The sequence below is a fragment of the Salinivibrio sp. PR5 genome, from assembly GCF_001996085.1.
In the GTDB taxonomy this organism is placed as follows: Bacteria; Pseudomonadota; Gammaproteobacteria; order Enterobacterales; family Vibrionaceae; genus Salinivibrio; species Salinivibrio proteolyticus.
The window spans coordinates 25,814-52,465 of sequence record NZ_MUFK01000001.1; the positions used below are offsets into that span (position 1 = coordinate 25,814).

Here is a 26,652-nt window from a genome sequence, read left to right on the forward strand (position 1 = left end):
GATAGTAACAGAGCGATAAAGAAAAATTAAAAGGATGTTATCGCTTTTGTGTGAAAAGGTGTGTAGCGAAGAGGGAAAAGACAGACAGGCAGCGGGATCACGCTGCCTGATAAAAAGATTAGTAGTGGTATTCAAACAGATCACAGACGGCTTCAAACAGTGCCTCTGTGGTGGTGCCACGGGTGGGTGTGATAAAGATGGTGTCATCCCCAGCGACGGCGCCCAAAATCCCCTCAGCTTTGCCAAGAGAGTCCAGTAAACGGGCAATTAATTGTGCTGCGCCTGGACCGGTGTGAATGACGACAACCGCTTCGTTGTAGTCGATTTCCATCACCAGCTCGCGCAATGCGCTGCCTGTAGTAGGTACGCCCAATTCGATAGGAAGGCAGTACACCATCTCCATCTTGGCATTTCGGGTACGTACAGCGCCGAACTTGGTCAACATGCGCGACACTTTCGACTGGTTAATGCCCTCAAATCCTTGAGCACGTAAGGCTTCCACGATCTCGCCCTGAGAACTGAACTTTTCTTCTTTGAGGATGGCTTTAAACGCCCGAACCAATTGGTCTTGTTTTTCTGAGTTACGCATGACGGCTGACTCGCAATGACAAACGAGTGGCTATTTTGCATATACATTCACCGAAGGGCAATTGCTGACCCCACAAATTGGCGACAGCATCACTGTTCCTAACTCGATTCACGCGATTTCAATGCAGCAAAAAGAAAAATGAGAGCTTTGGCTGATCATCACCGCTTGACGCTTGAGTGCACGCATAGGCGGGCATATGATGAGCCCACAGTTCGCACCATTACGTGGCGATTTGTGCCCGAACAGAAGCCGGACCGGATCCGGACTATAAGAAATATCGAAAGGAGAACGACATGAAAGTTGCTGTGATTGGCGCCGCGGGAGGCATTGGTCAGGCGTTAGCCCTACTGCTAAAAAATAACCTGCCAGCGGGTTCCGACTTGGCTCTGTACGATATCGCACCGGTTACCCCTGGGGTAGCTGTGGATTTAAGCCATATCCCAACCCCGGTTTCTATTAAAGGCTACAGCGGTGAAGATCCAACCCCAGCGCTGGAAGGCGCGGACGTGGTCTTGATTTCTGCAGGCGTCGCCCGTAAGCCTGGCATGGACCGCTCAGATCTGTTCAACGTAAACGCCGGTATTGTTAAGTCTTTAGCGGAAAAAATTGCCGATGTTTGCCCGAAAGCATGTGTCGGTATTATTACTAACCCTGTGAACACGACAGTGGCGATTGCGGCGGATGTCCTCAAAGCCAAAGGCGTCTACGATAAAAACAAATTGTTCGGCGTCACCACCTTGGATGTGATTCGCTCTGAAACTTTTATTGGTGAGCTAAAAGGCATGGATCCGCGTGAGGTTTCCATTCCGGTGATCGGCGGTCACTCAGGCGTTACCATTTTGCCTTTGCTGTCTCAGGTGAAAGGAGTGAGCTTTACTGACGAAGAAGTCGCAGCGCTTACGCCACGTATCCAAAATGCGGGTACAGAAGTTGTCGAAGCCAAAGCTGGTGGCGGTTCTGCGACCTTGTCGATGGGGCAAGCAGCGTGCCGTTTCGGCCTATCTCTAGTGCGCGCGCTACAAGGTGAGTCAAATGTGGTGGAGTGTGCCTACGTGGAAGGCGATGGTCAGCACGCGCGCTTCTTTGCTCAACCGGTACGCCTGGGTAAAAACGGTGTGGAAGAAATCTTGAGCATCGGTGAGCTGAGCGCGTTTGAGCAAAAAGCCATGGACGATATGCTCGACACCTTGCGTAAAGACATTCAAATGGGTGAAGAATTCGCGGCGAAATAGAGCCCCTTCATCGATTGAAAAACGGCGCAGTAGGCGCCGTTTTTTATGCTTGCTTGTCGCTAAATAGCAATAGACGCTTGTGGTTACTTATTCCGGTTAACCGCCAATTTTGCCAACGCGACTAAGGCGGCCTTGTAATCCGAATCTGCTAAACCATCTAGGGCGCGAATCGCCTTTTCTGATTCTTGCTCTGCACGCTCGCGGGTGTAGGACAAGGAGCCACATTGGTCCATGCAGGCTAAAATCGTCTCGAGTTTGTCCCGTCCATTCCCTTTCTCAATGGCTTCGCGGATCATAGCCGATTGATGCTCAGTACCGTGTTGCATCGCATGCAGCAAGGGGAGCGTTGGTTTCCCTTCGGCTAAATCATCGCCGGCATGCTTACCCATTTCGTCATCCGCGCTGGTGTAGTCCATGACATCATCAATCAGCTGAAACGCCGTTCCCAAATAGCGGCCATAATCTTGGAAGGCTTTTTCTGTCTCTGGATCCGCGTCGTTGAGAATGGCCCCGACCTGGGTCGCTGCCTCAAAAAGACGTGCGGTTTTAGAGTAGATCACCTGCATGTAGCTCGCTTCGCTAGTATTCGGGTCGTTACAGTTCATTAACTGCAGCACTTCCCCTTCGGCAATCACATTGGTGGCCTCACTCATCAGATCCAATATCTTCAACGAGCGCAGGCTGGTCATCATTTGGAATGAGCGGGTGTAGATGTAGTCGCCGACCAGCACACTGGCAGCATTACCGAACATGGCATTGGCCGTTGCATTGCCACGGCGTAAATCCGATTCATCGACCACATCATCATGAAGCAAGGTAGCGGTATGAATAAACTCAATAAACGCGGCCGCTGTGGTGTGTTTTTCACCTTGATACCCAAGGGCTCGCGCCGCAAGAACCGCCAACATTGGGCGTAAGCGTTTACCCCCACTGTTCACGATGTAAAAGCCAAGTTGGTTAATAAGCGCGACGTCAGAATTGAGTTGAGCCAGTATTTTTTGATCGACCTGCGCCATGTCATCACTGATCAAGGCTTGGATTGATTTGAAATCCATGAATAAAATCCGGGCTTTGTCCTAGTTGCTTGCTTGCCGCCACCAAACTGCACGTTTCTACGACGTGATGGATGAAAGACGCATGACGTATCAGCGTTGGCGTGCTTTCAGGGTCAGTATCGGCGCTAGCGCGGGGGTTTAAGGTAACAATGGTACACCAAATCACGTGCGACGAGATAGCTTTCACGCCTGCAAAAAGTGTGGGAATCTATGCTGAGCAGCTTTTCACCAATTTTCTTGCGATCCCCTCTTGCCTCAAATCAATTTCTACCGTAGAATTCGCGCCCTATTGATGAATTATATGCGCACCCCTTACTGCTCAAATATTAAACGTAGTAGGCCGTGCGGAAATGCGGAGTAAACCATGTACGCAGTTTTCCAAAGTGGTGGTAAGCAACACCGAGTAAGCGAAGGCCAGACTATTCGCTTGGAAAAGCTAGACGTTGAAACTGGCGAAAGTGTTGAATTTGACAACGTGCTGCTAGTAGCAAACGGCGAAGACGTTAAAGTTGGCGCGCCATTTGTTAGTGGCGGTAAAGTAACAGCGGAAGTTGTTACCCACGGTCGTGGCGATAAAGTGAAAGTCGTCAAATTCCGTCGTCGTAAACATTCTCGCAAGCAAATGGGCCACCGTCAGTGGTTCACTGAAGTGAAAATCACTGGCATCAGCGCTTAAGAGTTAGGAGAGAGAAGAGATGGCACACAAAAAAGCTGGCGGTTCTACTAAAAACGGCCGCGATTCAGAAAGTAAACGTCTAGGTGTTAAGCGTTTCGGTGGTGAGTCTGTTCTAGCAGGTAACATCATCGTGCGTCAGCGTGGTACTAAATTCCACGCAGGTACTAACGTAGGTTGCGGTAAAGACCACACTCTATTCGCTTTGACCGATGGTAAAGTGAAGTTCGAGACTAAAGGTCCTCAGAACCGTAAATTCGTTACTATCGAAGCTGAATAAGTTTCAACGCCAAGCGAATTTTGAAGCCCTGCCACTTGGCGGGGCTTTTTATTGTGTCTGGTGATCCCTCGTCGAGCCGCCGCCAATCCACGGTAAGCAGAAAGTCAGCCAAGGCTGAAAATTGATCCTAAGATCGATAAGATCGCCACACACCAATCTGGGATAAGGCTAGCAGCCCGGGAACGAGATGTTTCTGGCCGCTGGTGCGGAGAAGTTAGCATGAAGTTTGTAGATGAAGCGATAATTCGCGTAGACGCGGGTGACGGCGGCAATGGTACCGTCAGCTTCCGACGTGAAAAGTATGTGCCCAAAGGGGGCCCAGATGGCGGCGACGGTGGCGATGGCGGTGATGTATACCTGCTCGCCGACGAGAACCTTAACACCCTGATTGATTACCAATTCGAGCGCTTTCATGCCGCAGGGCGTGGTGAAAATGGTCGCGGTGGTAACTGTACCGGCAAACGCGGTGATGATTTGGTGCTGAATGTGCCTGTTGGTACCCGTGCTGTCGATGAAGATACTGGTGAAGTGATTGCCGATTTGACCCAACATGGCATGAAAGTCATGGTGGCGAAAGGCGGCTTCCATGGATTGGGGAATACCCGATTCAAATCATCCGTCAACCGCGCCCCACGGCAAAAAACCATGGGGACCAAAGGAGAAGTCCGTCAGCTGCGCCTAGAGCTGTTGCTCCTCGCCGATGTAGGCATGTTAGGCTTGCCGAATGCGGGTAAATCAACCTTTATTCGCGCGGTGTCGGCCGCTAAGCCAAAGGTCGCTGATTACCCCTTTACCACCTTGGTGCCAAGCCTTGGCGTGGTCCGTGTCGCTGCCGATAAAAGCTTTGTCGTGGCGGATATTCCGGGTCTGATTGAGGGCGCTGCCGATGGCGCGGGACTGGGTATTCGCTTCTTGAAACACCTTGAGCGCTGCCGTGTCTTGTTGCACATGATTGATCTCATGCCTGTGGATGGCACCGATCCAGTCGACAATGCGTTTACCATCATTGATGAGTTAAACCAATACAGTGAGAAGCTGGCAGATAAGCCGCGTTGGTTGGTCTTTAACAAAGTCGACCTCATGCCAGAAGAGCAGGCGCAAGAGCAAATCGACCGTGTGTTAGAAGCGCTCGCGTGGGATGATAAATATTACGCGATCTCTGCGATCAACAAGGCGAACGTCCAGCCACTGATTTACGATCTGATGGGCTTTATTGATACCTTACCGGCACCGACGCCAGAGGTTGAGCCAGAAGATGAGACGGTGGCCTTCAAGTGGGATGACTACCACGAGAAGAAACTCAATCAATCGGACGATGACGACGATGATTGGGACGATTGGGATGAAGACGACTACGACGTCGAAATCATCTACAAGCCTTAACCTGACAACCGCTGCTCCCGAGCAGCGGTTTTTTATGCCTATCGTCGCCATGTTTGATCGTCGCAGTATTGGCTGAGCGCAGAAAAAGGTACGCTGCCCAATTCCGACAAGGAAATCGGAGGTGTTTTATTTGCATCAAAGATTTTAAGCAGTTATTCATCAATACTGCGACAGTAGATAAAGGCGAGAGGGATAGCGGGTGACGAGACGGTTAACCGAACCAGAACAGCGTGCGATTTCACGTTTGGTCATAGAAGTCGGGCAGCGACTTTTGCAACATGGTGCAGAGAGTAAACTGGTGAGCGATGTCAGCATTCGCTTGGGCAAAGCGTTGGGGCTAGACAGTGTCGAGCTCGCGCTATCAGCCAGTTCATTGGTGGTCACCACCTTGAACCGCGGCCATTGCATTACCACCGCGAGACAGTGCCCCGACCGCGGGATCAATATGCAGGTGGTAACGGATATTCAGCGCACGGTGATCCTCGCGGAAAAGGGCATTCTCGACGCGCCAGCGGTGCGTAAACGTCTCACCCGCATCAAGCCTCATCGTTATCCTCCTTGGCTAGTGGTGGGCATGATAGGGCTTTCCTGTGCCGCGTTTAGCCGGTTGGCCGGTGGTGATGCGGTTATCTTTGCCTTAACCTTTGTCGCATCGGCGTGCGGCATGCGTGTGCGCCAACTACTTGCCCACCGTCAGTTTAATCCTTTGCTCACTTTTGCGCTTACCGCCATGGTGACCACCTTAGTTTCAAGCGTGGGGACGGTGATGAATTGGGGCAATGAACCTTTTCTGATCATGGCATCGTCGGTGTTGATGTTGGTGCCGGGTTATCCGCTCATTAACGCGGTCTCTGACATGGTGAAAGGGTTTGTCGATATGGGGATTGCACGCTGGACCATGGCGTCGTTACTGACCCTCGCCACCGCGCTCGGCATTGTCGGGGCGATGAATCTTGTCGGTGCATGGGGGTGGTTATGAGTTTGCTGCTCGCCTTATTGGAAGATATGTTTTTCGCCATGATCCCTGCGGTAGGGTTTGCCTTGGTCTTCAATGTGCCTGCCAAGGCGCTCAAATACTGCGCTTACGGTGGCGCGATTGGTCATGGGCTAAGGTTTGTGTTGATGGAGTCGGGCATGGCTATCGAATGGGCTACACTTGCGGGCGCCACCACCATCGGTTTTTTAGGGGTGTATTGGTCTCAGCGCTTTCTGGCCCATCCTAAGGTATTTACCGTCGCCGCCATTATTCCCATGATCCCCGGCGTTTACGCGTTTAAAGCGATGATCGCCTTGGTTACTATCAATAACCAAGGATACACGCCGGCCTTGTGGGCCAGCTTGATGGAGAATTTGATTAGCGCTGGGTTTATCTTGGCCGCATTAGCCATTGGTCTTGCGATGCCGGGGTTATTATTTTATCGTCGCCGACCAGTGATTTAATTCAATGAGGCCAGCGTAATGCGAGTCAGCTTAATTGCCGCAATGGCAAAAGACCGAGTAATTGGAAAAGATAACCAGATGCCTTGGCATTTGCCGGCTGATTTAGCGTGGTTTAAGCGCACCACCTTAGGACATCCTGTGGTGATGGGGCGTAAAACCTTTGAGTCGATTGGCCGCCCTTTACCAAAGCGTACCAATATTGTGATCAGCCGCGATCCTGACTATCAACCAGACGGCGTGACCGTGGTCGCTTCACCTGAGCAGGCGCTGGCCGCGGTGGGTGATGTGGCTGAGGTGATGGTGATTGGCGGTGGGACCATTTATGACGCGTTTTTACCGCGCGCGGATCGCTTGTATCTCACCTTTATCGACACCCATGTTGAAGGCGATACCCGTTTCCCCGATTGGGGTGAAGGGTGGACGCAAGTGGCCAGTGAAACCCATGCACCGGACGAGAAAAACGCCCACCCACTGACTTTTACGGTTTGGGAGCGTGGTTAAGCACCGTCACTGAGCGCTGGCTGGGTAAAGCAAACCTTGTCTTCCCAACGCAGCAAGGTTAACTCACCGCCCCAAACACAGCCGGTATCCAGTCCGTATAAGCCGGGCTGGATGGTTCCCCCTAAAGCCGCCCAATGGCCAAACACAATCGCGTGTCCCAGTGGTTGTTGGCGCGCCACCTCAAACCAAGGGATGAGACCCGTGTCTGCCGCTTTCGCAGGAGGCAACTTGCATTGCATATCGAGGCGACCATCGGGCCAGCAAAATCGCATCCGGGTCAAACTATTGATGATATAGCGGTAGCGAGGCAGGCCTTCCAGCGTTTCCTCCCAGTGATCGGGTTGATCCGCATACATATGTCGTAATAACCACGCTTGCTCATTGCTGTGCAGTATGGCTTCGACTTCTCGCGCGCAGGCGACAGCCGTCGCTTTATCCCATTGTGGGCTAATCCCCGCGTGGGTCAGCAAAAAGCCACCGTCGTCTCGCGCTGATTCGTCGATTAACAGAGGCTGGGCCGCTAACCATTGAAGCAATGTTTCTCGGTCTGGCGCGTCGAGGATCGGCTGGGTACGGTCTTTTGGCTTGGCCGGTTTAATCCCGTGTGCAACGGCTAATAGATGCAGATCGTGGTTGCCAAGGACTATCTTGGCCGACGCGCCGAGCGAATGAAGATAGCGCAACACGGATAAGGAATCCGGTCCGCGAGCGACCAAATCACCCGCGACATAGAGGGTATCGTGAGTGGGGGAGAAATCAACGCGCGCCAACAGCGCGCGCAGTTCTTGGTAACAACCTTGAATATCCCCGATAAGATAGGTAGCCATGTGTGGCCTCCTTGAGGGACGTTAGTGAAGAATGTTAGGGAGCGCGAGGCGGAACGGCTCAATTTCCACTTTAAACTGGTTATCGGCTTGATCTTGCATGGTATAGAAACCCTGCATCACACCTACAGGCGTTTCAATGATGGTGCCACTGGTATAGGTATACTTTTCCCCCGCGGCAATACTGGGTTGCTCTCCCACCACGCCTTCGCCCTCAATCTCGAGCTCTTTACCGTTGGCGTCCGTGATTAACCACTTGCGTCGCATCAACTGTGCGGGCGCATCACCTTGGTTTTTAATGGTGACGGTGTAAGAAAACACAAAGCGCTCGTTGTCCGGCTCGGATTGATCTTCGACGTATTGGGTCGCGACATTAATCTCGAATTGCGGGTTATCGGTGGCTTGCAAGTCAAGGCTCCTGTTTATTGTTGATGGTTGGCGTCCAGCCAGTTTGCCAAACTGACAAACTGTGCCAGCGTCAAATGTTCCGGACGCAAACTAGGGTCAATACCGAGCTCAGTCAGTGTGTCCACACTCACCAAGGATTTGAAACCGTTACGTATGGTTTTACGGCGTTGGTTGAAGCCCTCACGACAAACGCGCTCTAACCATTGCATGCTCGTTGCAGGGTGCGGCAACGTTTTGTGTGGGACCAGACGCACCACAGCCGAGTCCACTTTAGGCGCAGGTTTAAACGCGCTGGGTGGGACTTCTAGTACCGGAATGACCTGACAGTAATATTGCGCCATAACGGTCAATCGGCCGTACGCTTTGGTTCCTGGACCCGCCGCCAAGCGGTTTACCACTTCCTTTTGCAACATAAAGTGCATGTCTTGCACATGGCCTGCAAATGAAAACAGATGGAACATCAAAGGGGTCGAGACGTTATAAGGCAGATTACCGAAAATCCGCAAAGGCCCTTGCTTGGCAAGTTCGGCAAAATCAAACTGCATCGCATCCGCTTCGTGAACGGTTAACTTGCTGGCCATAAATGGGTGACTACGCAGGCGAGCGGCAAGATCGCGGTCAAGCTCGACCACGTTTAAATGATCCACTTGCTCAGTGACAGGCTCAGTCAACGCGCCCAGTCCCGGACCAATCTCAACCAGATTTTCACCGGATTGCGGATTGATGGCCGAAACAATGCCGTCAATGATGTAAGGGTCGTTTAGGAAGTTTTGTCCGAAACGTTTTCTGGCGCGGTGGCCTTGGTGGACTTTATCGCTCATGCTTTGCTATCTACTAATTCAATGGCGTGGGAGATGGCCGTCCGCAGGCTTCCTGTATCCGCCGTACCAGTACCTGCTAAATCCAGTGCGGTACCATGATCTACTGATGTTCTGATAAAAGGGAGACCCAAAGTGATATTCACTGAGCGCCCAAATCCTTTGAATTTTAACACAGGTAAGCCTTGGTCGTGATACATCGCCAGTACAGCATCGGCATCTTGCAGATATTTCTCTTGGAAAAGCGTATCAGCAGGGAGCGGTCCGACCAAGTCCATCCCTTGCTCGCGTAACTCGTCGAGCGCAGGTTCAATGATGTCAATTTCTTCGCGACCAAGACAGCCGTCTTCCCCAGCGTGCGGGTTGAGACCACAGATATAAATACGCGGCTGCTTGATGGCGAATTTCTCTTGCAAGTCTTGATGCAAAATCGCAATCACATCATGCAGACGCTCTCGGGTGATCGCTTTGGCGACGTAGGCGAGCGGGATATGGGTAGTCACGAGTGCGACACGCAAGCCTTCAGTGGCCAGCATCATCACGACCTGATTGACGTTTGCGTGTTGGGCAAAAAACTCCGTATGACCGCTAAATGAAACACCAGCACGGTTGATAATGCCTTTGTGAACGGGGCCAGTGACAATGGCAGCAAATTCACCGTTGAGATTCCCTTCAGCGGCGCGTGTCAGTGTTTCAAGCACGTAGCGGCCATTGGCTTCATCTAAGTGGCCCGCTACCACAGGCGCGCCGAGCGGTATATCTTCGACAATCAGCGTACCGGCTTGGTGTGGCGTGGCTGGCTGCGTGGCGTCGTAGTGCTCAAGCGTCACTGATAGACCAAGTGTCTTGGCGCGTGCTGCCAACATGTCTCGATTGGCCACCACCACCAGTTGGTGTGGCCAAGGATGTTGAGCCATCGCTAAAATTAAATCAGGGCCAATCCCCGCAGGCTCTCCCGGGGTGATGGCAATACGCTTAACGGTCATCGCCGAGTACCTCAACGTACGCACCGGCGCGTAACTCTTGCAACCATGCTTGTGCTTCTTCGTTAAACTTGCGGTTAAACAGCATACGATAGGCTCGGTTTTTCACCGCTGCATCAGTTTTATCCACTTCGCGACGGTCGGTGACTTCAACAATATGCCAGCCATGTACCGTTTTGAATGGCTCGCTGATCTGGCCTTGTGGAAGGGCATCCACTTTGGCTTTAAAGGCAGGGACGTAGACATCTGTGGTTGACCAGCCTAAGTCACCCCCATTGACTGCCGAGCCAGGGTCATCACTGTACTGTTTAGCTAAATCGGCAAAACTCTGATCACCCCGTTTGATCTGGGCGATGATGTCATTCAGCTCTTTTTGTGCGCCTTTATCACTAAGGACAATCGATGGCTTAATCAAAATATGACGCGCTTTAACCTCAGTCACCGCGACGGTCTCGAGTCCTTCTACATCGGTGATTTTAAGAATATGGTAGCCCACACCACTGCGGAAGGGGCCAATAATGGCATCTTTCCCTTGGTTACTGATCTGGTCGGCAAAGATGGTCGGCATTTCCTCTAAACGGAGCCAGCCCCAATCTCCCCCGTCGAGCGCTTTCGGCCCTTTCGAGTATGCCATGGCCAAATCGGCAACTTTTCCACCGTGACGCAGTTTGTCGACAAGCTCAAATGCTTGCTTTTTCACGGCTTCGCGCGTGGCTTTATCCGCGTCATCATCCAGCTTTAGTTGGATATGAGACAGCTTGTAGCGCACTTTTTGCAGTTGTTGTTCGTTCAGCTGCTTGGCCAAGGATTCGACTTCTTGAGGCAAAATGCTGATCCGACGACGCACTTGGGCATTGCGTGCTTCTGAAATGGTCAGCTCGCGGCGCACTTGTTCGCGGTATTGCGCCCAAGAGGTGCCTTGCGCGCTAACTTGTTTACGCAGCTCATCGAGGCTCAGCGACTGTTCTTTGGCGATATTAGTAATTGCCTGTTGTAGCTGGCTATCGTCAATTTGAATGCCTAAACGCTTCGCTTCTTGTAATTGCAGCTCTTCGACAATTAAGCGTTCGCGCATTTGCTCTTCCAGCACGGAGGCTGGTGGCAGTTGACGCTCATTTTGTTGTGCGTTCAGCGTCACGGTGCGACGCATGGCTTCCATATCACTGTTCAGCACGACCCCGTCGTTAACTACAGCGACCACGCGATCCAGCTCTTTGGGTGCTGCGTGGGAAAAAGGTGTAAGCAACACTAAAACGCCAGTGATGAGGGCGTGACTCCATTTGTTCATGCTTTGTCCACTTCTTTAAAAATCGTTCTACTGTCCAGACCACAGTGTGCCGTGTTAGTTCTTCAGCGCAAAAGGATCGCGGTAGCCAAGGGCGTTTCCTGAGTCTGTACTGAAGTTGAAACCGCTTTGTGCGCCGAGACCCAGCAGACTAAACGAGAGGGTGACGTTGTTGTCGTATTCAGGGTCGCTGTTGATGTTAGAGCGCGAGAGCAAGTACTCATTGTAGCTCAGCCCAATGACCCAGCAGTCAGAACGGTAAGTCAGGCTAAACTGGTTTTCCAGCATGACATCTTGGGTCAGATCGCGCCAGTATTGCCCTTTAAAGCTCAGCCCGTTCCAAAGTGGGAAGCCTGTCACGACACCTGCTTGCGACAATCCATCGTCCGTTAGCTTGCTGATATCTCGGTTTGGCAAGGTCGATACTATGTACTCCTGCGCCACGTAACGATAGCTGGTTTGCGCGTAAAAGCCATCCTGACGGTATTCCGCAATCGCATTACCGAATTGCAACTCACTTAAGTTGCTGTCGTACTGCATGGAGCCGCGAACAAAGAAGTTGTCGTTGAAATTGGCTTCCCCTTCGAGCGCCCACGCGGAATAGTCGAACGCATCCACATCTTCATCCGAGGAGCGATCAAAATAATAAATTTGACCAAACGACAGGTTAAAGCGCTCTTTATAACCGCTGTCGTAAAAGCGTGTGGTTGCCCCGTAGGTGAGTTGGTTAGCGGGGTTGATAAAGTCGATACTACTGAACTGATTACCGCGGAATAGGCCATAGTAATCGGTTTGTAAGCGCGCAGTATCATAGCCGCCCCCGTTGTAGTTCACCGGGTTATAGATATCACTTTGATTGACATCCTTGATATACAAGTACTGCACTTGTGGCTCAAGGGTTTGACTAAAGTTGTTCCCCATCGCCCAGAAATTACGCTCAAGCACCAGTCCTGAGTGTAACCGCAATGTGGGGATCTTCCGCTCGACTGACTTACTCAGTTTGGCGGTCGACTCCGCATCGGGTGAGGCGTTATTAAAGCGCTGATCGTAGTGAGTGTAGAGCATGCTGGCTTCGGCGGTGGCGCTAAACCAAGGACGCGTGAAGGGAATGCTTAAGGTCGGCGCCAAATGGGTCCGGGTGGCTTCAGGTTTGTTCGGGTCATCACTGGCAAACACGCTCAGTTGTGCGGGCAAACTAATATCTGCCCAGCCCAAGGTTTGCGGCGCATAGTAATTGAGGTCAACCTGCGGCATGAGGCGATAGACACTGGTATTCTCAGTCAGTGCTTGGAAATCTCGGACACGTACCGTGCTGTTCCAATCTAACCCGCGATAGCTGATTTCGCCGGTTTGTAGCAAGGTGTTGTCTTCCCGTTTACCTACATCGGAGTCGATACTTTGAAAATAAGCAATATCACTGACTTTGCTGTAATCGGCCTCATAGCGCCAGTGACCTTGAACACCACTGTGTTTCCAGTTAAACCCCCAACGCTCATCCAGTTCTGGATTGAGCTGGTCGTCAGGAAGGTACTCGGAATATAACGAGCCGCTGCCAAATGGGGCTAAATAACGAATATTGGTGTTAAGCTGAACGCCACGCTCCGACATATACTTCGGCGTGATAGTGGCATCAAGTTGTGGGTGAATATTCCAATAAAATGGGGTTTCTAGCTCAACCCCGTCCCGATCACTCCACGACACCGATGGATAGAGAAAACCCGTTAAGCGCCCATCCTCGACCGGTACACGCAAATAAGGCAGGTAAAAGACGGGCACATTCATCACCTCAAATTTGGGGTGATACAAGTCGGCGAACAGACTGTCTTCTTCTTTTTCGATTTTAGAAGCCGAAAAGCGCCAGCTTTTATCTTCATCTGGACAGGTGGTAAAGGTACCGTCTTCCATTTCATAGAAGGTAGTTCCGTTTTTAAATACCCGTTTGGCTTCACCGCGCCCCGGTGTACACAGCATTTTGTACTGTGCGTTATTGAGTGTGGTGTCTTCCGTATCAAGGTTGGCCTGCAGGTAATCTGAGGTCACCATCATTTGCCCATCATTGAAGACCACATCGCCTTGGGCGGTGACAATACGCTCAGGATCGCGCAGCGTAGCGGTGTCCGCGGTCATTTTACGATGCCCTTGGGTAACCTCAACGTTGCCGCTGTAAATGGCTTTTTCGTTGGATTGGGCTTCGGCACGATCAGCTACAACGCGAATCGGGGCGTTGTTCACATCTTGCGTTTGTTCACTTGCTGGAATACAGCGCGCCTCGCTGTCTGGGCAAGGTGTGTCGGCGGAGTCCGTATTGGCAAACGCAAGCGCTGGGCCATAGAGCGCCAGGCTGATCATGGTGGCTAAAAAGCTGCGTGCAGTCGGTGACATTGAAGAAGACATTCCTGTTTTATCTGATAGCGTGGTGTACACGAAGGCAACGCATCAGTATGCTTTGGCTGCAAAATGCGATTATCATAAATCAATTTACGCCCGGCATCACCTGTAAATGTGCAGGGTGTGAAACCAGCAATGAGACCATGGCATGCAACTATATGGCAAGGTAATTGGCGCTTTTCTCGGCATTTTACTGGGAGGCCCATTCGGTTTTTTTCTTGGCCTGTTTTTAGGTCATCAGTTTGATAAAGCCAAGCAACGCGCTTCACTGGGCGGTTTTGGCGGCGGTTTCGGTGCTCAAGGTGCCGAGGCGCAACGCGTCTTTTTTCATGGCACCTTTGCTGTGATGGGGCATGTGGCAAAGGCCAAGGGGCAAGTCACACAGGAAGAGATTCGTCTAGCCAGCTTAATTATGGATCGCATGCAGTTGCATGGGGCGGCGAGGCAATCCGCGCAAGACGCTTTTCGAGAAGGAAAAGGCGGTGATTTCCCGCTCCAAGAGACTTTGAATGGGATCCGGGCGTTAAGCCAAGGGCGGCGCGATCTGCTTAGCTTTTTCCTTGAAGTGCAGGTACAAGCGGCGTTTGCGGACGGAGAGCTGCATCCGAAAGAGCGTGAGTTACTGTATATTATTGCGGAGGGATTGGGCTTTTCCGCGCAGCAACTTGAGCAGCGTCTTCGTATGCAAGAAGCCGCGTTTCGATTTAGCCAAGGTTACCAAGGAGATTGGCACCAGCACACGGGTGGGGCGGGAGCACCACCGCGTCAACGTGAGGTGGATGATGCCTATGAAGTACTCGGCGTGGATGCCTCAGCTTCTGCTCAGGAATTGAAGAAAGCTTACCGTAAGTTGATGAATGAACATCATCCTGACAAGCTGATGGCCAAAGGGTTACCCCCTGAGATGATGGAATTGGCGAAAGAAAAAGCGCAAGAAATTCAAAAAGCTTACGATGTGATTAAAAAAGCCCGCGATATTTAGCGGGCGGCCGTGTTAATTAAGGTGTGCTGTGGTGTGCCTTGCAGGTAGCCATCAATGTTATCTATCAGTTGCTGGCTGAGCCGATTTACTGCTTCATCCGCTCCCCATGCGATATGGGGGGTGACGATTAAATTCGGCAGTGATGCGGTGATAAGCGGGTGATCATTGGGGGCTGGCTCTTCACTCAGCACATCTAGTCCGGCGCCACCAATTTGACCGGTTTTGAGGGCGTCGAGGAGCGCGCTTTCATCAACTAACCCGCCACGCCCTGTATTGATCAATAAGGCATGGTTTGGCATGCGGGCGAGGACATCACGGTTAATCAAGGCTTCTGTGGTCGGATTTAACGGGCAGTGCAACGAGAGGATATCGGCACGGCTGATCACCTCATCAAAGGGTACATAACCCTCCCGGCAATGGGTGGCCCCGCGGTGCTCCGCAAACATGACGGTCATGCCGACTGCACGCGCTAAACGTGCAACCGCCTCGCCTAAAACCCCTTTACCGATAATCCCCAATTTACTGCCCGCAACGCTGCCGATTGGGTGAGTAAAAAAGCAAAACTGACCATGCTGTTGCCATGCGCCGTGTTGAACATCGTGGTGGTAGCCGAGTAATTGACGTTTAAGTGCGAAGATCAGTGCGATGACGTGTTCAGGTACCGATTGAGTGGCATAACCTTGGACGTTACAGACTTGCACACCACGCGCGCGGCATGCTGCTAAATCCACATTGTTGACGCCAGTAGCAGCGACCGCAATCAGTTTGAGATTAGGACAGGCGGCGAGCACCGCCTCATCGATGACCACTTTATTGGTGATAGCGACCTCGGCCTCTTGCAAACGTGCTACGACCTCATCAGGCTGTGTTTCACCATAGGCTTGCCAGTGATGGGGCGAGCGAGGTGTGGGCAGCACAATATGGGCTGGAATGGTGTTACGGTCGAGAAAGACGATATTGACGGGGGTGCGCTGAGCCATGTTGATCTCCGTGTCTCAATCCATGGCTCTAGGGTGCGAAATATCGTCACATTGTGCAATCGTTTCAGCGACCACGAGGGTAATTCGGTGTGCTAGGTCGCGCTAGGTGAGGCCAGCTGATACTCATCGGCAAGGCGATTGGCGGGCATCGTGGTATAAAACTCACAGGGGGCGTGAAAATGCAGGACGTCGCCGGTAGTTGGATGTAATAAACTCAGCTCGGCCGCATGCAAATGAAGGCGAGGGGCATAGTCGAGTGCCTCGGGAGAGGCATAAAACTCATCGCCAACGATGCTATGTCCCAACGATTGCATGTGCACACGAAGCTGGTGCGAGCGTCCAGTCAGTGGGTACAAGGCCATCAAACTGGTCTTAGGGAAGGTGTGTAAACAGCGATAGTGCGTTTGCGATGGTTTCCCATGCTCAAAGCAGACCTTTTGGCGCGGGCGGTTAGGCCAATCACAAATTAGCGGTAAATCGATCTGCCCCTCATGATCAGCAGGATGCCCCCAGACTTCGGCGTAGTAAAGCTTGGTCGGGATACGATCTCGGAACTGGGCCTTAAGGTTTCGCTCAGCCTCTTTGTGGGCGGCAAAGGCCATTACTCCGGACGTCGACATATCTAAGCGATGGACCAGCTCCGCTGCGGGGAAGGCGTCTTTCACCCGTGACCACGCACTATCGTAGTGGGCCGGATCGCGGCCAGGATTGGCCAGCAAACCGCTGGGTTTATTGATCACCACCAAATCCGCATCTTGATAAAGAATATCAAGCCAAGGCTCGGTGGGAGGATGGTATTCTGTCATTGCCATAGGATATATCGGGGCCGGCTGGCCCCGCCTAACGCTAAATTATTGATGACTGACCACAATTAGACGCAAGGCGTCTAATTCAATCTGCGCGTGTTGAATGTGATGTGAAAGGGTGCTGATTTGCTCGCGTAGGGCATCCAACTCATCATCACGGATATTGGGGTTGACGGTTTTGAGTGCCTCTAAACGCGCCAAAGCTTGGGTCAGCTCGCTTTCCATTTCTTGGTGGGCACGGGTTTGAATCTCCCCCAGTGCTTTTTCAGCTAAAGGCTCACTTTTTTCAATCAAGCGGTGAACTTGGCTTTGTACCGAGTTAACCATTTTGCTGCCCAAATGGCGATTGACGGGGCTTAACTGGCGATGGAAACCTTCAAACTCCACATTGGCGGATAAATCGTTGCCATTCGCATCCAGCAAGACACGTACTGGCGTTTGCGGTAAGAAGCGATGAATCCCGCTTGATTTTGGCGCTTGGGCATCCACCACATAGATAAGCTCGAGGAACAAGGTGCCCACCGGCAGCGCTTTGTTTTTGAGCAAAGAGATCGCGGTGGTGCCGATGTTTTCGCTCAGCAGCAAGTCGATACCGCCACGCACGATAGGGTGCTCCCACGAGACAAATTGGACGTCTTCGCGACTGAGCGCCGTATCGCGATCAAAGGTGATGGTGCAGCCATCGGTGGGGAGGCCCGGATAACTCGGAACCATCATATGTTCTGATGGCGTGACTACCAGCGCATTTTCCCCTTTGTCATCTTGGTTGACGCCGATGGTATCAAACAGCCCCAAGGTAAAGGTGACCAAGCCAGTATCGCCATCTTGGTCGGCAATCGTTTGTGCTAACTGTTTCGCTGCGTCCCCACCATGTGAATGCATTTCTAACAGTTTATCGCGACCTTGCTCCATTTCTGCTTTGAGACGCTGGTTCATGGCAGCGCTGTCTTCGATCAGCGTACTGAGGGCGTCGTCTTGTTGGTTTGCGGCCAACAGGGTCAGTAAGGTCTCGCCGTATTGCTCGAACACCGCACGGCCGGTTGGGCAGGTATCTTCAAACGCGTCGAGGCCTTCGTGATACCAGCGCGCCAAAATGGTTTGCGCGGTGCCTTCAAGATAGGGGACATGAATGGCAATATCTTGTTGCTGGCCGATACGGTCAAGACGACCAATACGCTGCTCCAAAAGGTCTGGGTTCATGGGTAAGTCGAACATCACCAACTGATGCGCAAACTGGAAGTTCCGGCCTTCTGAGCCGATCTCCGAGCAGATCAACACCTGCGCACCCCCTTCCTCTTGGGCAAAGTAAGCTGCGGCTTTGTCTCGCTCAACAATCGACATGCCTTCGTGGAACACAGTGCCACGGATCCCTTCGCGCTCACGCAGCGCCTGCTCTAAGGTCAAGGCGGTTTGCGCCCGTGAACAAATGATAAGGACTTTGTCATTACGGTGCGTTTTCAGGTAATCGAGCAACCAATCGATGCGTGGATCAAAGCCCCACCAGCTGGCACTGTCGCCTTCAAACTGTTGATAAATATCTTCAGGGTAGAGGTTTTGTACCGCCTTTTGCTCCCCTGCGAGACGGCCGCCCATCATCTCGGCAACGCGCATGGCCGTTTGATACTGTTTAGGTAAAGTAAGTGCATGCATGTGCAGCTTTCTGGTTGGAAAGCCGCTGATTGCTGCACGAGTATTACGGAAGAGAACACGACCGGTACCGTGGCGGTCCATGAGATCGTCAATTAACTGTTGGCGAGCGTCGCGCTGAGTCGACTCATCATCACTGTGGATGAGGGCCAAGCGCTGCTCCAAATCGTCGCTTTGGAGCAAGGTGCGGATGCTATGTTGTGCCGCATCACTCAGGGGCGCATCGGCAAGCAAAGCTTCAACCGCTTCCGCCACTGGCGCGTATTGCGCTGCCTCTTCCACAAAGGCGTCGTAATCGTAGAAGCGATCGGGGTCGAGCAGACGCAAACGGGCAAAGTGGCTTTGTTGGCCAAGTTGCTCCGGTGTAGCGGTAAGTAGCAACACGCCCGGTGTATGCTCGGCGATGCTCTCAATGATTTGGTATTCGCGGCTAGGGGCGTCTGGTGCCCATGAGAGGTGATGCGCCTCATCGACCACTAGCAGATCCCAGTGGGTCTCACAGACTTGTTCGACACGACGGCGATTTTTACGCAAAAACTCCAGCGAACACAGGACCAACTGTTGGGTATCAAAGGGGTTGTAGGCATCCGCTAGGGCCTCCACACAGCGCTCTTCGTCAAAAATCGAGAAGTGCAGATTAAAGCGGCGCATCATTTCGACCAGCCACTGATGCTGTAAAGTTTCGGGCACCACAATCAGGACCCGCTCAGCGCGACCTGCCAGCACCTGCTGGTGGATAATCATGCCCGCTTCAATGGTTTTACCCAAGCCCACTTCATCGGCAAGCAGTACGCGTGGCGCATGACGGCGACCGACTTCGTGAGCAATGTAAAGCTGATGAGGGATCAGACCAGCACGCATGCCGGTTAACCCCCGCAGCGGGCTACGGAGTTGTTGGTGTTGGTTGGTCAGGGCGCGATAACGTAGGGCAAAGCGATCCATGCGATCAAGTTGGCCAGCAAACAGCTTGTCTTGCGGTTTGTTAAAACGAATTTGGTGACTGAGCAAGATTTCGCGCAGTGACACCTCGTCTTCGCCGGTATCATTGCGTATACCTATATAGGTTAATACCCCGTCGTTTTCCTCAACACGCGAGACTGTCATAGTCCAGCCTTCATGGCTTTCCACCTCATCGCCTGGGTTGAACATCACTCGGGTAACGGGTGCATCGTGGCTGGCATACAGCCGTGTTTCATCACTAGCAGGAAACATTAGGGTCACGGTACGGCCGTCAACAGACACCACGGTGCCCAGTCCTAGATCATGCTCCGTATCACTGATCCAACGTTGTCCAAGCGCAAATGACATAGGGGAAAACCTCTGAATTAACTCGATTGTCGAAGACGCAGCCCCGCGACAGCGGCGCCGTTTAAATACTGTGCTATTCAGTGTGGCACTGAAAAAATTGGCCGCCAATAGTACTCGAACTTGTGAGGAGCGTCACGATGAAACTCAACGAATCCCCGCAAAGGTCACGCTGACACACAAACGTCATTATCACGCGGCAAAGATAAAAGCGTGACGTGGCGCAGCGAAATAGATTGGGAATTCCCAATGCCAGGTCTACGCTTAACTTAAGCGCTGTCACCGACAGTGAACTGCCGACACAGGAGGTGCCTATGGGCGACGCCGACCGGAAGCTGTTTGTATTGGATACCAATATTCTCCTCCACGAACCCTTCGCTATTTACTCCTTCCAAGAACACGATGTTGTGATCCCCATGACCGTCCTCGAAGAGCTTGACCGCATCAAAGACAGCAAGCGTGATGTCTCACGAGATGCGCGTGTCGCGATTCGAGCGTTGGAAGATATCTTTAAAGAAGCGACTCCCGATGAAATCGGCGAGGGCATTGCTGTTGGCAAAGGCGATGCGACGGGAACCGTATCGATACTGGCCGACTTTGAAATTAAAGAAACGGTACACGCCTTTGCTGACAAGGCTGGCGATAACCGAATTTTAAATGCGGTGCTATATCTACAAACCAAACGCTCACCACGTAAAGTCGTATTGGTGACCAAAGATATTAATATGCGACTGCGCGCTAAAGGCGCGGGAGTGATGTATGTGGAAGACTATCGCACGGATCAATTGATTGACGATGTGCGATTGCTGACCAAAGGGTTTCATACCTTTGAGGGCAGTTTTTGGGACAAAGTCGGGGAATGTGATAGCCAAGCGTATGGTTCAGATACCCTCCACACTTTACCGTCTGAATTACTGGAAACACCGTTCGTTAACCAGTACCTGTTGGATGAAAGCGATGATTTCGCGGCACGCATTCAAGCCATCAATGGTGAAAAAGCGATTATTAAAGACCTTAGTCGCGAGCGACTCATGCACCGCAGTGCTTGGGATGTGAAGCCGAAAAATATCTACCAAGGCATGGCGATGGACGCGTTGCTGGACCCGACCATTGATTTAACCATTTTGACCGGACCGGCAGGGTGCGGGAAAACCATTCTGGCGATGGCCGCCGCGCTAGAACAGGTGGTGGAAAAGGGAATGTATGACAAGATCATCGTCACCCGCAACACCCCGGATATTGGTGAATCGATCGGTTATTTGCCGGGTACGGAAGAGGAAAAAATGCTGCCTTGGCTGGGAGCGGTGACCGATACGTTAGAAGCGCTGCACATGAATGATGAATGCACGGATGGCTCGATGCGTTACATCATGGAGAAAGCCAACTTACAGTTTAAGTCGATTAACTTTATGCGTGGTCGCTCGATTCAAAACGCGTTTGTGATCTTGGATGAGTGCCAGAACCTGACTGCCTCGCAACTGAAGACCATTATCACCCGCTGTGGTGAAGGGACTAAACTGGTTTGCTCAGGCAACTTAGCGCAAATCGACTCCCCCTACCTCACACCGGTTACCTCTGGGCTGACTTACATTGTCGAGCGATTTAAAAATTTCGAGGGCAGTGCGTGCGTATACCTCAATGGGGTAGTACGCAGCCGTCTTGCCGAGTTTGCCGAAGAAAACCTTTAACCGAACCGGCGGCTCAGCCGCCGTGTTTTCCTTGCGTTAAAACAGCTCGACATCGTCGGCGGCAACAAAGGTTTTGATGATGCCGTTTTCCAGCAATCCTTCGTAGAAAGCCACTTGATTGCGACCGTTTTGCTTGGCGTGATAAAGCGCCTGATCCGCATTACCCAATAAGGTACTGGTGCTTTGATGCGCTTTATCGATACGCGTTGCGCCCATGGAAATGGTCACGGTTTCCGCTGCGCCAAAGTCGCGTGCGTTGACATTGGCAATAAAGGTATTGGCTTTTTGCTCAGCCATAGCGCGTGTGCAAGGGTGAAGTAACACCACAAATTCATCCCCGCCGTAGCGAAACAGGGTGTCTTCGACAGAAAAGGTTTGTCGCATTAAAGACGCGAGCAACAAAATGACTTCATCGCCAAAGACATGGCCAAAGTTATCATTAATTTGCTTGAAATGGTCGACATCAAAAATACAAATCCAAGGATAACTCGCCTGATCCAAGTCGCTGTCCATCGCCGCGGGCGCTTGCGCTAAGCGATCACTAATCAGGTCCAACTTTTTGGTCAGCACCTTGCGATTGAATAGACCGGTAAAGCTGTCTCGCTCGCTGGCCATAATGATTTGTTGATAGTTCTCATAGATGTGAATGAGGCCAGACACCAGAGCAAGCTGTTCCTCGTTTAATTGCTCGGCGCGGCCACATAAGACACCGCGAATGTCTTCGTCTTTTTCGTAATAGATAGGGACGGCAACCAAGGTGTGATCGTGCGCCTGATGCATGGTGACCTTTTGGCTCTCGAGGCAGTCTTCCAGCAGCGCATCCACTTGTTCGATATTTTCTTGCTGAAAGGCGCTGTTGTCATTGGTACCCAGCACCGTAAAAGGGGGATTGAGTCCAGAACAGTAATCGAGTAACACCACTTCACTGACAGGCGTTAGCTCAAGGATCGACGTCAGTAGGCTCTTGGTAATCGCATCAACTTCAGTTTTGGCCGTGAAATCGACGATGGAGTCAAGTATCTGAATGCTACTGGCGGGCACAAAGCGCCTCCTTAAAAGGGTCTATTCCTGTTGTCAGTATAGAAGCCAAACGAGGAGGCGCCATCTATTAGGGGGATTCCATCATGCCCATATAACGATGCATCGCCGGTGGGGGCGCATTCAGGTCAGCGACGGGGCGAGACAAGGCAATCTGGCCCTCATCGACGTAAAGAAAACGTGAGGCAATGGCTTTCGCATCGTCGGGGTGATGGGTCACCATTAAAACGGTTGTACCTTGCGCGTGGGCGGTCCGTTTCACTAAGGCTAACATGTCTTTTTTCAACGCAGGATCAAGGGCTGAAAAAGGCTCATCAAGTAACAACAGAGGCTGTTGACGCGCAATGCTTCGTCCAAGTGCAATCCGCTGGCGCTGCCCGCCGGACAATGCGCCGGGCAAACGATCTAAATAAGGTGTTAGCCCCACCGCATCCGCGGCGTTTCTCACGCTCTCTTTTTGTGCGTGACTGAGCTTAAGTGAAGGCGAAAGTCCAATCGCCATGTTGTCAAACACCGATAAGTGGGTGAAGACATTATGCTCTTGAAACAGGATGGAGAGTGGGCGCTGGTGAGCCGGCGCGGTAGTGACTGGCTTACCTGCAATCAAAATCTCGCCACTATCAGGAGCAATTAATCCTGCAATCAGAGAGAGTAAAGTGCTTTTCCCTGCGCCGCTTGGGCCGAGTACAGCAACAATCTCTCCCGGCGCAATGTGGGCGTCGAAGTGCATCCACGCTTGCTGGTAGCGATACGTGATATTGGAAAGGGTTAGCATGCGTGTCTCCATTGGACGAGGCGGATGATCAGAGCGTAGCTGCCTAAACTGGTCGCTAATAACAGCATGGCCGCCGCGGCGCCCGCATCCATTTGATAACTGCCCATCAGACGAAATAGATACAAAGGCAGCGTTTGAAAGTGTTGGCTGCCAAATAAAGAGATGGCGCTGAGATCGCCCATCGAGAGGACAAAACTGACCGCGAGGCCACGTGCTATTGGGCGGCGTAAGCACTGCCATTCAATTAAGCGCAAGCGGGTAACCCCGCGCACGCCTAAGGTGGCACAGAGTGCATGATAAGATTGCGCCACTTGATAGGCGGGGGCACTGAGCACCTTAATCAAATACGGTAACGCCATCAGGGCATTGACTCCCATCACCAACCACAAGGCGAGGCTAAAGACATCGCTAAATTGGCGAAACAGCAAAAACAGTCCTGTACTTAATACGATACTGGGCACGACTAGAATCATGGCTCCCAGCGTCTCAATACCATCGGCTCGCCTTTTTTGACCATGAAACCGCCAGTGACGGCTGGCTAAGATCACCGCAATTGCCAACACAAATGCAATGGCGCTCGCGCCGGTGGCCACCCACAATGAGTGCATGGTGGCTTGCCATAACGCTGTATCGGCAAGGACAGTGAGCGCACTCGGGTTGAGCCCGCGATACAGCACTACACCCAGTGGCGGCAATACGAGAAGCAAGACCAAGGTTATCCAGAGCAGATCCCAGCATTTCGCCGCTCGGCTATCGAGGGCATGCGGCAATGGTAATACTTCACTGGGTGTATTCGGCACCGCGCGTGTGAATGTTTGCACTACAAACGCAATGGTGCCGCACAGCATCATCTGCCACAGCGCTAATGCCGCGCCGGTTTGCAAGTCAAAGTCAAAACGAATGGCTTGGTAAATGGCCAACTCTATGGTGGTGGCTTTGGGGCCGCCGCCAAGCGCCATGACGGTGGCAAAACTGGTAAAGCAGAGCATAAACACCAGCCCGACGATATGGGGCAAACTTTGGCGAAGATAAGGCCATTCAAGGTGACGAAAACGCTGCCAGCCACCTAAGCCCAATTGCGTCGCTAAGCGGCGTTGATCGGCGGGGATCCCCTCGAGTGCTTGCACCATGATCTGGGCGGAAAATGGTAAGTTGAAAAACACGTGTGCCAGCAAAATGCCGCTCAATCCATAAATGGAAAATGGCATAGAAAGATCAAAATGTTGTAGGGTGTCGGCGAGCAATCCGCTGCGACCAAAAATGGCTACCAAGCCAAATACCCCAATCAGCACAGGCAGCACTAAGGTCATGGCAAACAGTTTCAACAACCAACGCTTACCCGCAAACTCGCGACGCGACAGGGCGTGGGCAACAGGAATCGCCAATCCCACACTGAGGATCACTGATAAAATGGCTTGCTTGAAGCTAAATACGGTGACGTGACGAAGGTAGGCATCTTGCCATAGTGCCTGAAGGTTAAGATCTTGGCTGTGAGAGAACAGCGCCCAAAGAGCGCTGCCAATTAAAAGCACGACGAGACTGGCCGCGAGACTGCCCGGCCAAGTGCGTGAAGGGTTGAGCATGACGATTATTCAACCAACGCCGTTTGCCAGTCACGCACCCATTGTTGACGGTTGCCCATCACTTCATCGGGTTGATAAATCAAGCTTTTTTTGGGCTTACTCAAGGTATAGAAGGCATCCGGTAACGTGATATCAGTAACAGGGTACATCCATTGCGTAAGGGGAATGATCGACTGCGCTTCATCGCTGAGCATAAACTGCAAAAACGCATCGGCCAGTTCTGGCTGGTCGGTGTAGGCTGATTTTGCGGCCACTTCAATCTGCATATAGTGGCCCTCTTCAAACGTCGCGGCGGCAAAGCGGTCATCATCATCGGCAACCAAATGGTAAGCCGGTGATGTGGTGTAAGAGAGCACCATGTCCGCTTCCTTGTTCAGGAACATGTTGTACGCTTCGGTCCAGCCTTTGGTCACGGTAATGGTGTTATCCGCGAGATCACGCCATGCTTGCTGGCTTTTATCGCCGTAGACTTTCTGGATCCAAAGCATTAAGCCTTGGCCAACGGTGGAGACACGGGGATCTTGGTAAATCACACTGATGTCATCACGATCTTCAATCAAGGCTTTCAAGCTCTTGGGCGGATCGAGCAGGCGCGTGGTGTCGTACACGAAGGCAAAGTAGCCGTAATCGTAGGGGATAAAGTAGGGATTATCCCAACCGCCGGGTACCTGTAGGCGCTCCGTATTCACCGCGTGCTCGGCGACAATGCCGCTCCGCTCCGCTTCTTTCATTAAATTGGTGTCCATACCCAACACGATATCGGCGCTGGTGTTACTGCCTTCAATCCGCATGCGGTTTAGCAAGGCTGCGCCGTCTTCAAGGGACACAAACTCGACCTTACAATTACAGCGTTTCTCGAAGGCGGCTTTAATTTTTGGCCCTGCGCCCCAATCGGTGATAAACGAGTCGTAGGTATAGACAGTCAGCGGGTCGGCGGCGCGGGCGCCAAGCGATAACAGAGACAAAGAAAGTACGGTTAAAACAGACGTAATGACTTTCACAGCACGCTCCTAAGTTGGGCGTGGGTGTTGAGGCTGGTTGATGACATCATCAAGTCTCAATCCCTACGCCAGTGTTAGCTGGATCAGGTTCGATGGGTTTAGCGCGGTGCGCAATCTCAGCCAAGAGGCTCCCCAATGAGTACGAAGCCATTGTACTGATTGGCTTAGGGTTAACCAAGCCTTTTAGTCAGCGGTTCGGTTAAGCGCCCAGTCGTAGTCATAGTCTAAGCGTGCATCCTCGGGAAGTTTGATATCGCGGTATTGATTGATATGGGTGATTACTCCTTGTTCACTGCCGCCAAAATCGGCCTCAAACCACTCATAGATAGAAGAAAGCTGCCACTGACCGCCTTGCTGACTCACGCCTTTATCACTGTTAATAAAGGTATAGGCGGCTTGTTCTAATTGTGTCTCTAAGGTGTCGGCTTGAAAGGCTTGTGGCTGTAGGTTCGGACAGCCAAGGCTGGCACAATTGACCGCATAGTGGGTACGCGGATCTTGCCAGAGCGGGCGCAGAATGCGGTGCTCAATATCATTCAAGGTAAGCGGCTCTCCTGCCACCGTGACCACCTCATCATCCCAAGGTCCAAAGCTAAACAGGCCACCGAGTTTGGTGATCGAACGGACTGGATACGCATCCAAAATTAGCTTTACGGTGACTGAATTGTAGAGATTAACCCAGTACGCGTATTGTTCGTCTTTGGTCAAGGTGCGCGGGTCGCGCGCGGTGAGCATGCTAATGTAATGATCGAGAGTCGCTTTATCGGCCTCGGTGACGGCTGCGTAGTTAAATAAGGTGTGCTGTCCTTGAGGCTGTAAATACTTATCGAGTAATACTTGCCAGCTGTGATGGGTAAACGTGGCTTGGCTGGCGGGGTTGTGCGCATCCCACATTGCCCAATAATCGGCTTTCGGGGCGGCCAAGGCTGGAAAAGCAACGAGTAACCAAAAAATGAGCGTGATCCGTGTTCGCATACCGCTTCCTCAA

Annotated in this window: 25 protein-coding genes and 1 riboswitch; of the genes, 9 read left to right on the plus strand and 16 right to left on the minus strand. The window is 52.0% G+C overall.

The window, feature by feature from the left end; all coding sequences use genetic code 11:
• Positions 1 to 118: 118 nt before the first annotated feature.
• The gene (gene argR / locus BZG82_RS00110) at positions 119 to 589 is read right to left on the minus strand and encodes a transcriptional regulator ArgR (RefSeq protein WP_069589610.1); all 471 of its coding nucleotides are present in this window, start codon (positions 587 to 589) and stop codon (positions 119 to 121) included.
• 293 nt (positions 590 to 882) lie between these two features.
• Between argR and mdh the strand changes: the two genes are divergently transcribed.
• Positions 883 to 1,821 (plus strand): malate dehydrogenase, encoded by a 939-nt coding sequence (mdh, locus tag BZG82_RS00115; protein ID WP_069589609.1) that lies wholly within the window; start codon positions 883 to 885, stop codon positions 1,819 to 1,821.
• A gap of 83 nt (positions 1,822 to 1,904) precedes the next feature.
• Here mdh and ispB read toward each other — a convergent pair whose 3' ends face one another.
• Entirely contained in the window at positions 1,905 to 2,876 is a 972-nt protein-coding gene (gene ispB, locus BZG82_RS00120; protein WP_077481060.1) for an octaprenyl diphosphate synthase, read from the minus strand.
• 364 nt (positions 2,877 to 3,240) lie between these two features.
• On the opposite strand from ispB, the gene rplU reads away from it, so the two are divergent.
• From rplU to folA, 6 genes are all read left to right on the plus strand, one after another.
• Positions 3,241 to 3,552, plus strand: coding sequence for a 50S ribosomal protein L21 (gene rplU / locus BZG82_RS00125; protein ID WP_069589607.1), 312 nt, complete (start codon positions 3,241 to 3,243; stop codon positions 3,550 to 3,552).
• Positions 3,553 to 3,571: 19 nt separating this feature from the next.
• Positions 3,572 to 3,829 carry a 50S ribosomal protein L27 gene (rpmA, locus tag BZG82_RS00130; RefSeq protein ID WP_069589603.1) on the plus strand — a complete coding sequence of 86 codons (258 nt, stop codon included), beginning with the start codon at positions 3,572 to 3,574 and terminating at the stop codon, positions 3,827 to 3,829.
• 219 nt (positions 3,830 to 4,048) lie between these two features.
• Positions 4,049 to 5,212, plus strand: a complete 1,164-nt coding sequence (gene cgtA, locus BZG82_RS00135; RefSeq protein ID WP_069589601.1) for an Obg family GTPase CgtA — start codon at positions 4,049 to 4,051, stop codon at positions 5,210 to 5,212.
• A 199-nt stretch (positions 5,213 to 5,411) separates the two neighbouring features.
• The gene (locus BZG82_RS00140; protein WP_077764910.1) at positions 5,412 to 6,191 is read left to right on the plus strand and encodes a threonine/serine ThrE exporter family protein; all 780 of its coding nucleotides are present in this window, start codon (positions 5,412 to 5,414) and stop codon (positions 6,189 to 6,191) included.
• Positions 6,188 to 6,652 carry a threonine/serine exporter family protein gene (locus tag BZG82_RS00145; protein WP_077455813.1) on the plus strand — a complete coding sequence of 155 codons (465 nt, stop codon included), beginning with the start codon at positions 6,188 to 6,190 and terminating at the stop codon, positions 6,650 to 6,652. The genes BZG82_RS00140 and BZG82_RS00145 overlap by 4 nt, the downstream gene beginning before the upstream one ends.
• Positions 6,653 to 6,670: 18 nt before the next feature.
• Entirely contained in the window at positions 6,671 to 7,153 is a 483-nt protein-coding gene (folA, locus tag BZG82_RS00150) for a type 3 dihydrofolate reductase (protein ID WP_069589594.1), read from the plus strand.
• Here the strand turns inward: folA and apaH are convergent.
• Genes apaH through lptD form a run of 6 tightly spaced genes read right to left on the minus strand, consistent with a single transcriptional unit; the run spans position 7,150 to position 13,853 of the window.
• On the minus strand, positions 7,150 to 7,980 hold the full coding sequence (gene apaH, locus BZG82_RS00155) for a bis(5'-nucleosyl)-tetraphosphatase (symmetrical) ApaH (RefSeq protein ID WP_077764911.1): 831 nt from the start codon (positions 7,978 to 7,980) through the stop codon (positions 7,150 to 7,152). The two genes, folA and apaH, sit on opposite strands and share 4 nt — an antisense overlap.
• 21 nt (positions 7,981 to 8,001) lie before the next feature.
• A complete protein-coding gene (apaG, locus tag BZG82_RS00160) occupies positions 8,002 to 8,385 on the minus strand; it encodes a Co2+/Mg2+ efflux protein ApaG (RefSeq protein WP_077481625.1) in 384 nt (127 codons plus the stop codon).
• Positions 8,386 to 8,399: 14 nt separating this feature from the next.
• Positions 8,400 to 9,206, minus strand: coding sequence for a 16S rRNA (adenine(1518)-N(6)/adenine(1519)-N(6))-dimethyltransferase RsmA (rsmA, locus tag BZG82_RS00165; protein ID WP_077481627.1), 807 nt, complete (start codon positions 9,204 to 9,206; stop codon positions 8,400 to 8,402).
• A complete protein-coding gene (gene pdxA / locus BZG82_RS00170) occupies positions 9,203 to 10,189 on the minus strand; it encodes a 4-hydroxythreonine-4-phosphate dehydrogenase PdxA (protein WP_077764912.1) in 987 nt (328 codons plus the stop codon). The genes rsmA and pdxA overlap by 4 nt, the downstream gene beginning before the upstream one ends.
• On the minus strand, positions 10,179 to 11,474 hold the full coding sequence (gene surA / locus BZG82_RS00175) for a peptidylprolyl isomerase SurA (protein WP_077481631.1): 1,296 nt from the start codon (positions 11,472 to 11,474) through the stop codon (positions 10,179 to 10,181). Before surA ends, pdxA begins: the two co-directional genes overlap by 11 nt.
• 54 nt (positions 11,475 to 11,528) lie before the next feature.
• Positions 11,529 to 13,853 carry an LPS assembly protein LptD gene (lptD, locus tag BZG82_RS00180; protein ID WP_077662792.1) on the minus strand — a complete coding sequence of 775 codons (2,325 nt, stop codon included), beginning with the start codon at positions 13,851 to 13,853 and terminating at the stop codon, positions 11,529 to 11,531.
• A 154-nt stretch (positions 13,854 to 14,007) separates the two neighbouring features.
• Here lptD and djlA point away from each other — a divergent pair, with 154 nt between their 5' ends.
• Positions 14,008 to 14,841 carry a co-chaperone DjlA gene (gene djlA / locus BZG82_RS00185; protein ID WP_077481307.1) on the plus strand — a complete coding sequence of 278 codons (834 nt, stop codon included), beginning with the start codon at positions 14,008 to 14,010 and terminating at the stop codon, positions 14,839 to 14,841.
• Here djlA and BZG82_RS00190 read toward each other — a convergent pair.
• The 3 genes from BZG82_RS00190 to rapA all read right to left on the minus strand — a co-directional run bounded on the left by BZG82_RS00190 (position 14,838) and on the right by rapA (position 19,582).
• On the minus strand, positions 14,838 to 15,827 hold the full coding sequence (locus BZG82_RS00190) for a D-2-hydroxyacid dehydrogenase (RefSeq protein WP_443216473.1): 990 nt from the start codon (positions 15,825 to 15,827) through the stop codon (positions 14,838 to 14,840). The genes djlA and BZG82_RS00190 overlap by 4 nt on opposite strands.
• 86 nt (positions 15,828 to 15,913) lie before the next feature.
• Positions 15,914 to 16,633, minus strand: coding sequence for a bifunctional tRNA pseudouridine(32) synthase/23S rRNA pseudouridine(746) synthase RluA (gene rluA / locus BZG82_RS00195; protein ID WP_077764914.1), 720 nt, complete (start codon positions 16,631 to 16,633; stop codon positions 15,914 to 15,916).
• A 39-nt stretch (positions 16,634 to 16,672) separates the two neighbouring features.
• Positions 16,673 to 19,582, minus strand: a complete 2,910-nt coding sequence (gene rapA / locus BZG82_RS00200) for an RNA polymerase-associated protein RapA (RefSeq protein ID WP_077764915.1) — start codon at positions 19,580 to 19,582, stop codon at positions 16,673 to 16,675.
• Positions 19,583 to 19,893: 311 nt separating this feature from the next.
• On the opposite strand from rapA, the gene BZG82_RS00205 reads away from it, so the two are divergent.
• Complete coding sequence (locus BZG82_RS00205) at positions 19,894 to 21,267, plus strand: PhoH family protein (RefSeq protein WP_077481301.1); 1,374 nt, start codon at positions 19,894 to 19,896, stop codon at positions 21,265 to 21,267.
• Positions 21,268 to 21,303: 36 nt separating this feature from the next.
• Here the strand turns inward: BZG82_RS00205 and BZG82_RS00210 are convergent, their stop codons facing one another.
• The 5 genes from BZG82_RS00210 to BZG82_RS00230 all read right to left on the minus strand — a co-directional run bounded on the left by BZG82_RS00210 (position 21,304) and on the right by BZG82_RS00230 (position 26,639).
• A complete protein-coding gene (locus BZG82_RS00210; RefSeq protein WP_077764916.1) occupies positions 21,304 to 22,308 on the minus strand; it encodes a GGDEF domain-containing protein in 1,005 nt (334 codons plus the stop codon).
• Between the two features lie 67 nt (positions 22,309 to 22,375).
• A complete protein-coding gene (gene thiQ, locus BZG82_RS00215) occupies positions 22,376 to 23,080 on the minus strand; it encodes a thiamine ABC transporter ATP-binding protein (protein WP_077764917.1) in 705 nt (234 codons plus the stop codon).
• Entirely contained in the window at positions 23,074 to 24,663 is a 1,590-nt protein-coding gene (gene thiP, locus BZG82_RS00220; RefSeq protein ID WP_077764918.1) for a thiamine/thiamine pyrophosphate ABC transporter permease, read from the minus strand. Before thiP ends, thiQ begins: the two co-directional genes overlap by 7 nt.
• Before the next feature lie 5 nt (positions 24,664 to 24,668).
• On the minus strand, positions 24,669 to 25,655 hold the full coding sequence (thiB, locus tag BZG82_RS00225; protein WP_077765001.1) for a thiamine ABC transporter substrate binding subunit: 987 nt from the start codon (positions 25,653 to 25,655) through the stop codon (positions 24,669 to 24,671).
• A gap of 52 nt (positions 25,656 to 25,707) precedes the next feature.
• A riboswitch (TPP riboswitch) is annotated at positions 25,708 to 25,809 on the minus strand.
• Between the two features lie 38 nt (positions 25,810 to 25,847).
• Entirely contained in the window at positions 25,848 to 26,639 is a 792-nt protein-coding gene (locus tag BZG82_RS00230; protein ID WP_077764919.1) for a DUF547 domain-containing protein, read from the minus strand.
• Positions 26,640 to 26,652 lie beyond the last annotated feature (13 nt).

Coding starts and splice junctions, on each gene's coding strand:
- argR (WP_069589610.1), bottom strand. CDS start 589: ATGCGTAACTCAGAAAAACAAGACCAATTGGTTCGGGCGTTTAAAGCC.
- mdh (WP_069589609.1), top strand. CDS start 883: ATGAAAGTTGCTGTGATTGGCGCCGCGGGAGGCATTGGTCAGGCGTTA.
- ispB (WP_077481060.1), bottom strand. CDS start 2,876: ATGGATTTCAAATCAATCCAAGCCTTGATCAGTGATGACATGGCGCAG.
- rplU (WP_069589607.1), top strand. CDS start 3,241: ATGTACGCAGTTTTCCAAAGTGGTGGTAAGCAACACCGAGTAAGCGAA.
- rpmA (WP_069589603.1), top strand. CDS start 3,572: ATGGCACACAAAAAAGCTGGCGGTTCTACTAAAAACGGCCGCGATTCA.
- cgtA (WP_069589601.1), top strand. CDS start 4,049: ATGAAGTTTGTAGATGAAGCGATAATTCGCGTAGACGCGGGTGACGGC.
- BZG82_RS00145 (WP_077455813.1), top strand. CDS start 6,188: ATGAGTTTGCTGCTCGCCTTATTGGAAGATATGTTTTTCGCCATGATC.
- folA (WP_069589594.1), top strand. CDS start 6,671: ATGCGAGTCAGCTTAATTGCCGCAATGGCAAAAGACCGAGTAATTGGA.
- apaH (WP_077764911.1), bottom strand. CDS start 7,980: ATGGCTACCTATCTTATCGGGGATATTCAAGGTTGTTACCAAGAACTG.
- rsmA (WP_077481627.1), bottom strand. CDS start 9,206: ATGAGCGATAAAGTCCACCAAGGCCACCGCGCCAGAAAACGTTTCGGA.
- pdxA (WP_077764912.1), bottom strand. CDS start 10,189: ATGACCGTTAAGCGTATTGCCATCACCCCGGGAGAGCCTGCGGGGATT.
- surA (WP_077481631.1), bottom strand. CDS start 11,474: ATGAACAAATGGAGTCACGCCCTCATCACTGGCGTTTTAGTGTTGCTT.
- lptD (WP_077662792.1), bottom strand. CDS start 13,853: ATGTCACCGACTGCACGCAGCTTTTTAGCCACCATGATCAGCCTGGCG.
- djlA (WP_077481307.1), top strand. CDS start 14,008: ATGCAACTATATGGCAAGGTAATTGGCGCTTTTCTCGGCATTTTACTG.
- rluA (WP_077764914.1), bottom strand. CDS start 16,633: ATGGCAATGACAGAATACCATCCTCCCACCGAGCCTTGGCTTGATATT.
- rapA (WP_077764915.1), bottom strand. CDS start 19,582: ATGTCATTTGCGCTTGGACAACGTTGGATCAGTGATACGGAGCATGAT.
- BZG82_RS00205 (WP_077481301.1), top strand. CDS start 19,894: ATGGGCGACGCCGACCGGAAGCTGTTTGTATTGGATACCAATATTCTC.
- thiQ (WP_077764917.1), bottom strand. CDS start 23,080: ATGCTAACCCTTTCCAATATCACGTATCGCTACCAGCAAGCGTGGATG.
- thiP (WP_077764918.1), bottom strand. CDS start 24,663: ATGCTCAACCCTTCACGCACTTGGCCGGGCAGTCTCGCGGCCAGTCTC.
- BZG82_RS00230 (WP_077764919.1), bottom strand. CDS start 26,639: ATGCGAACACGGATCACGCTCATTTTTTGGTTACTCGTTGCTTTTCCA.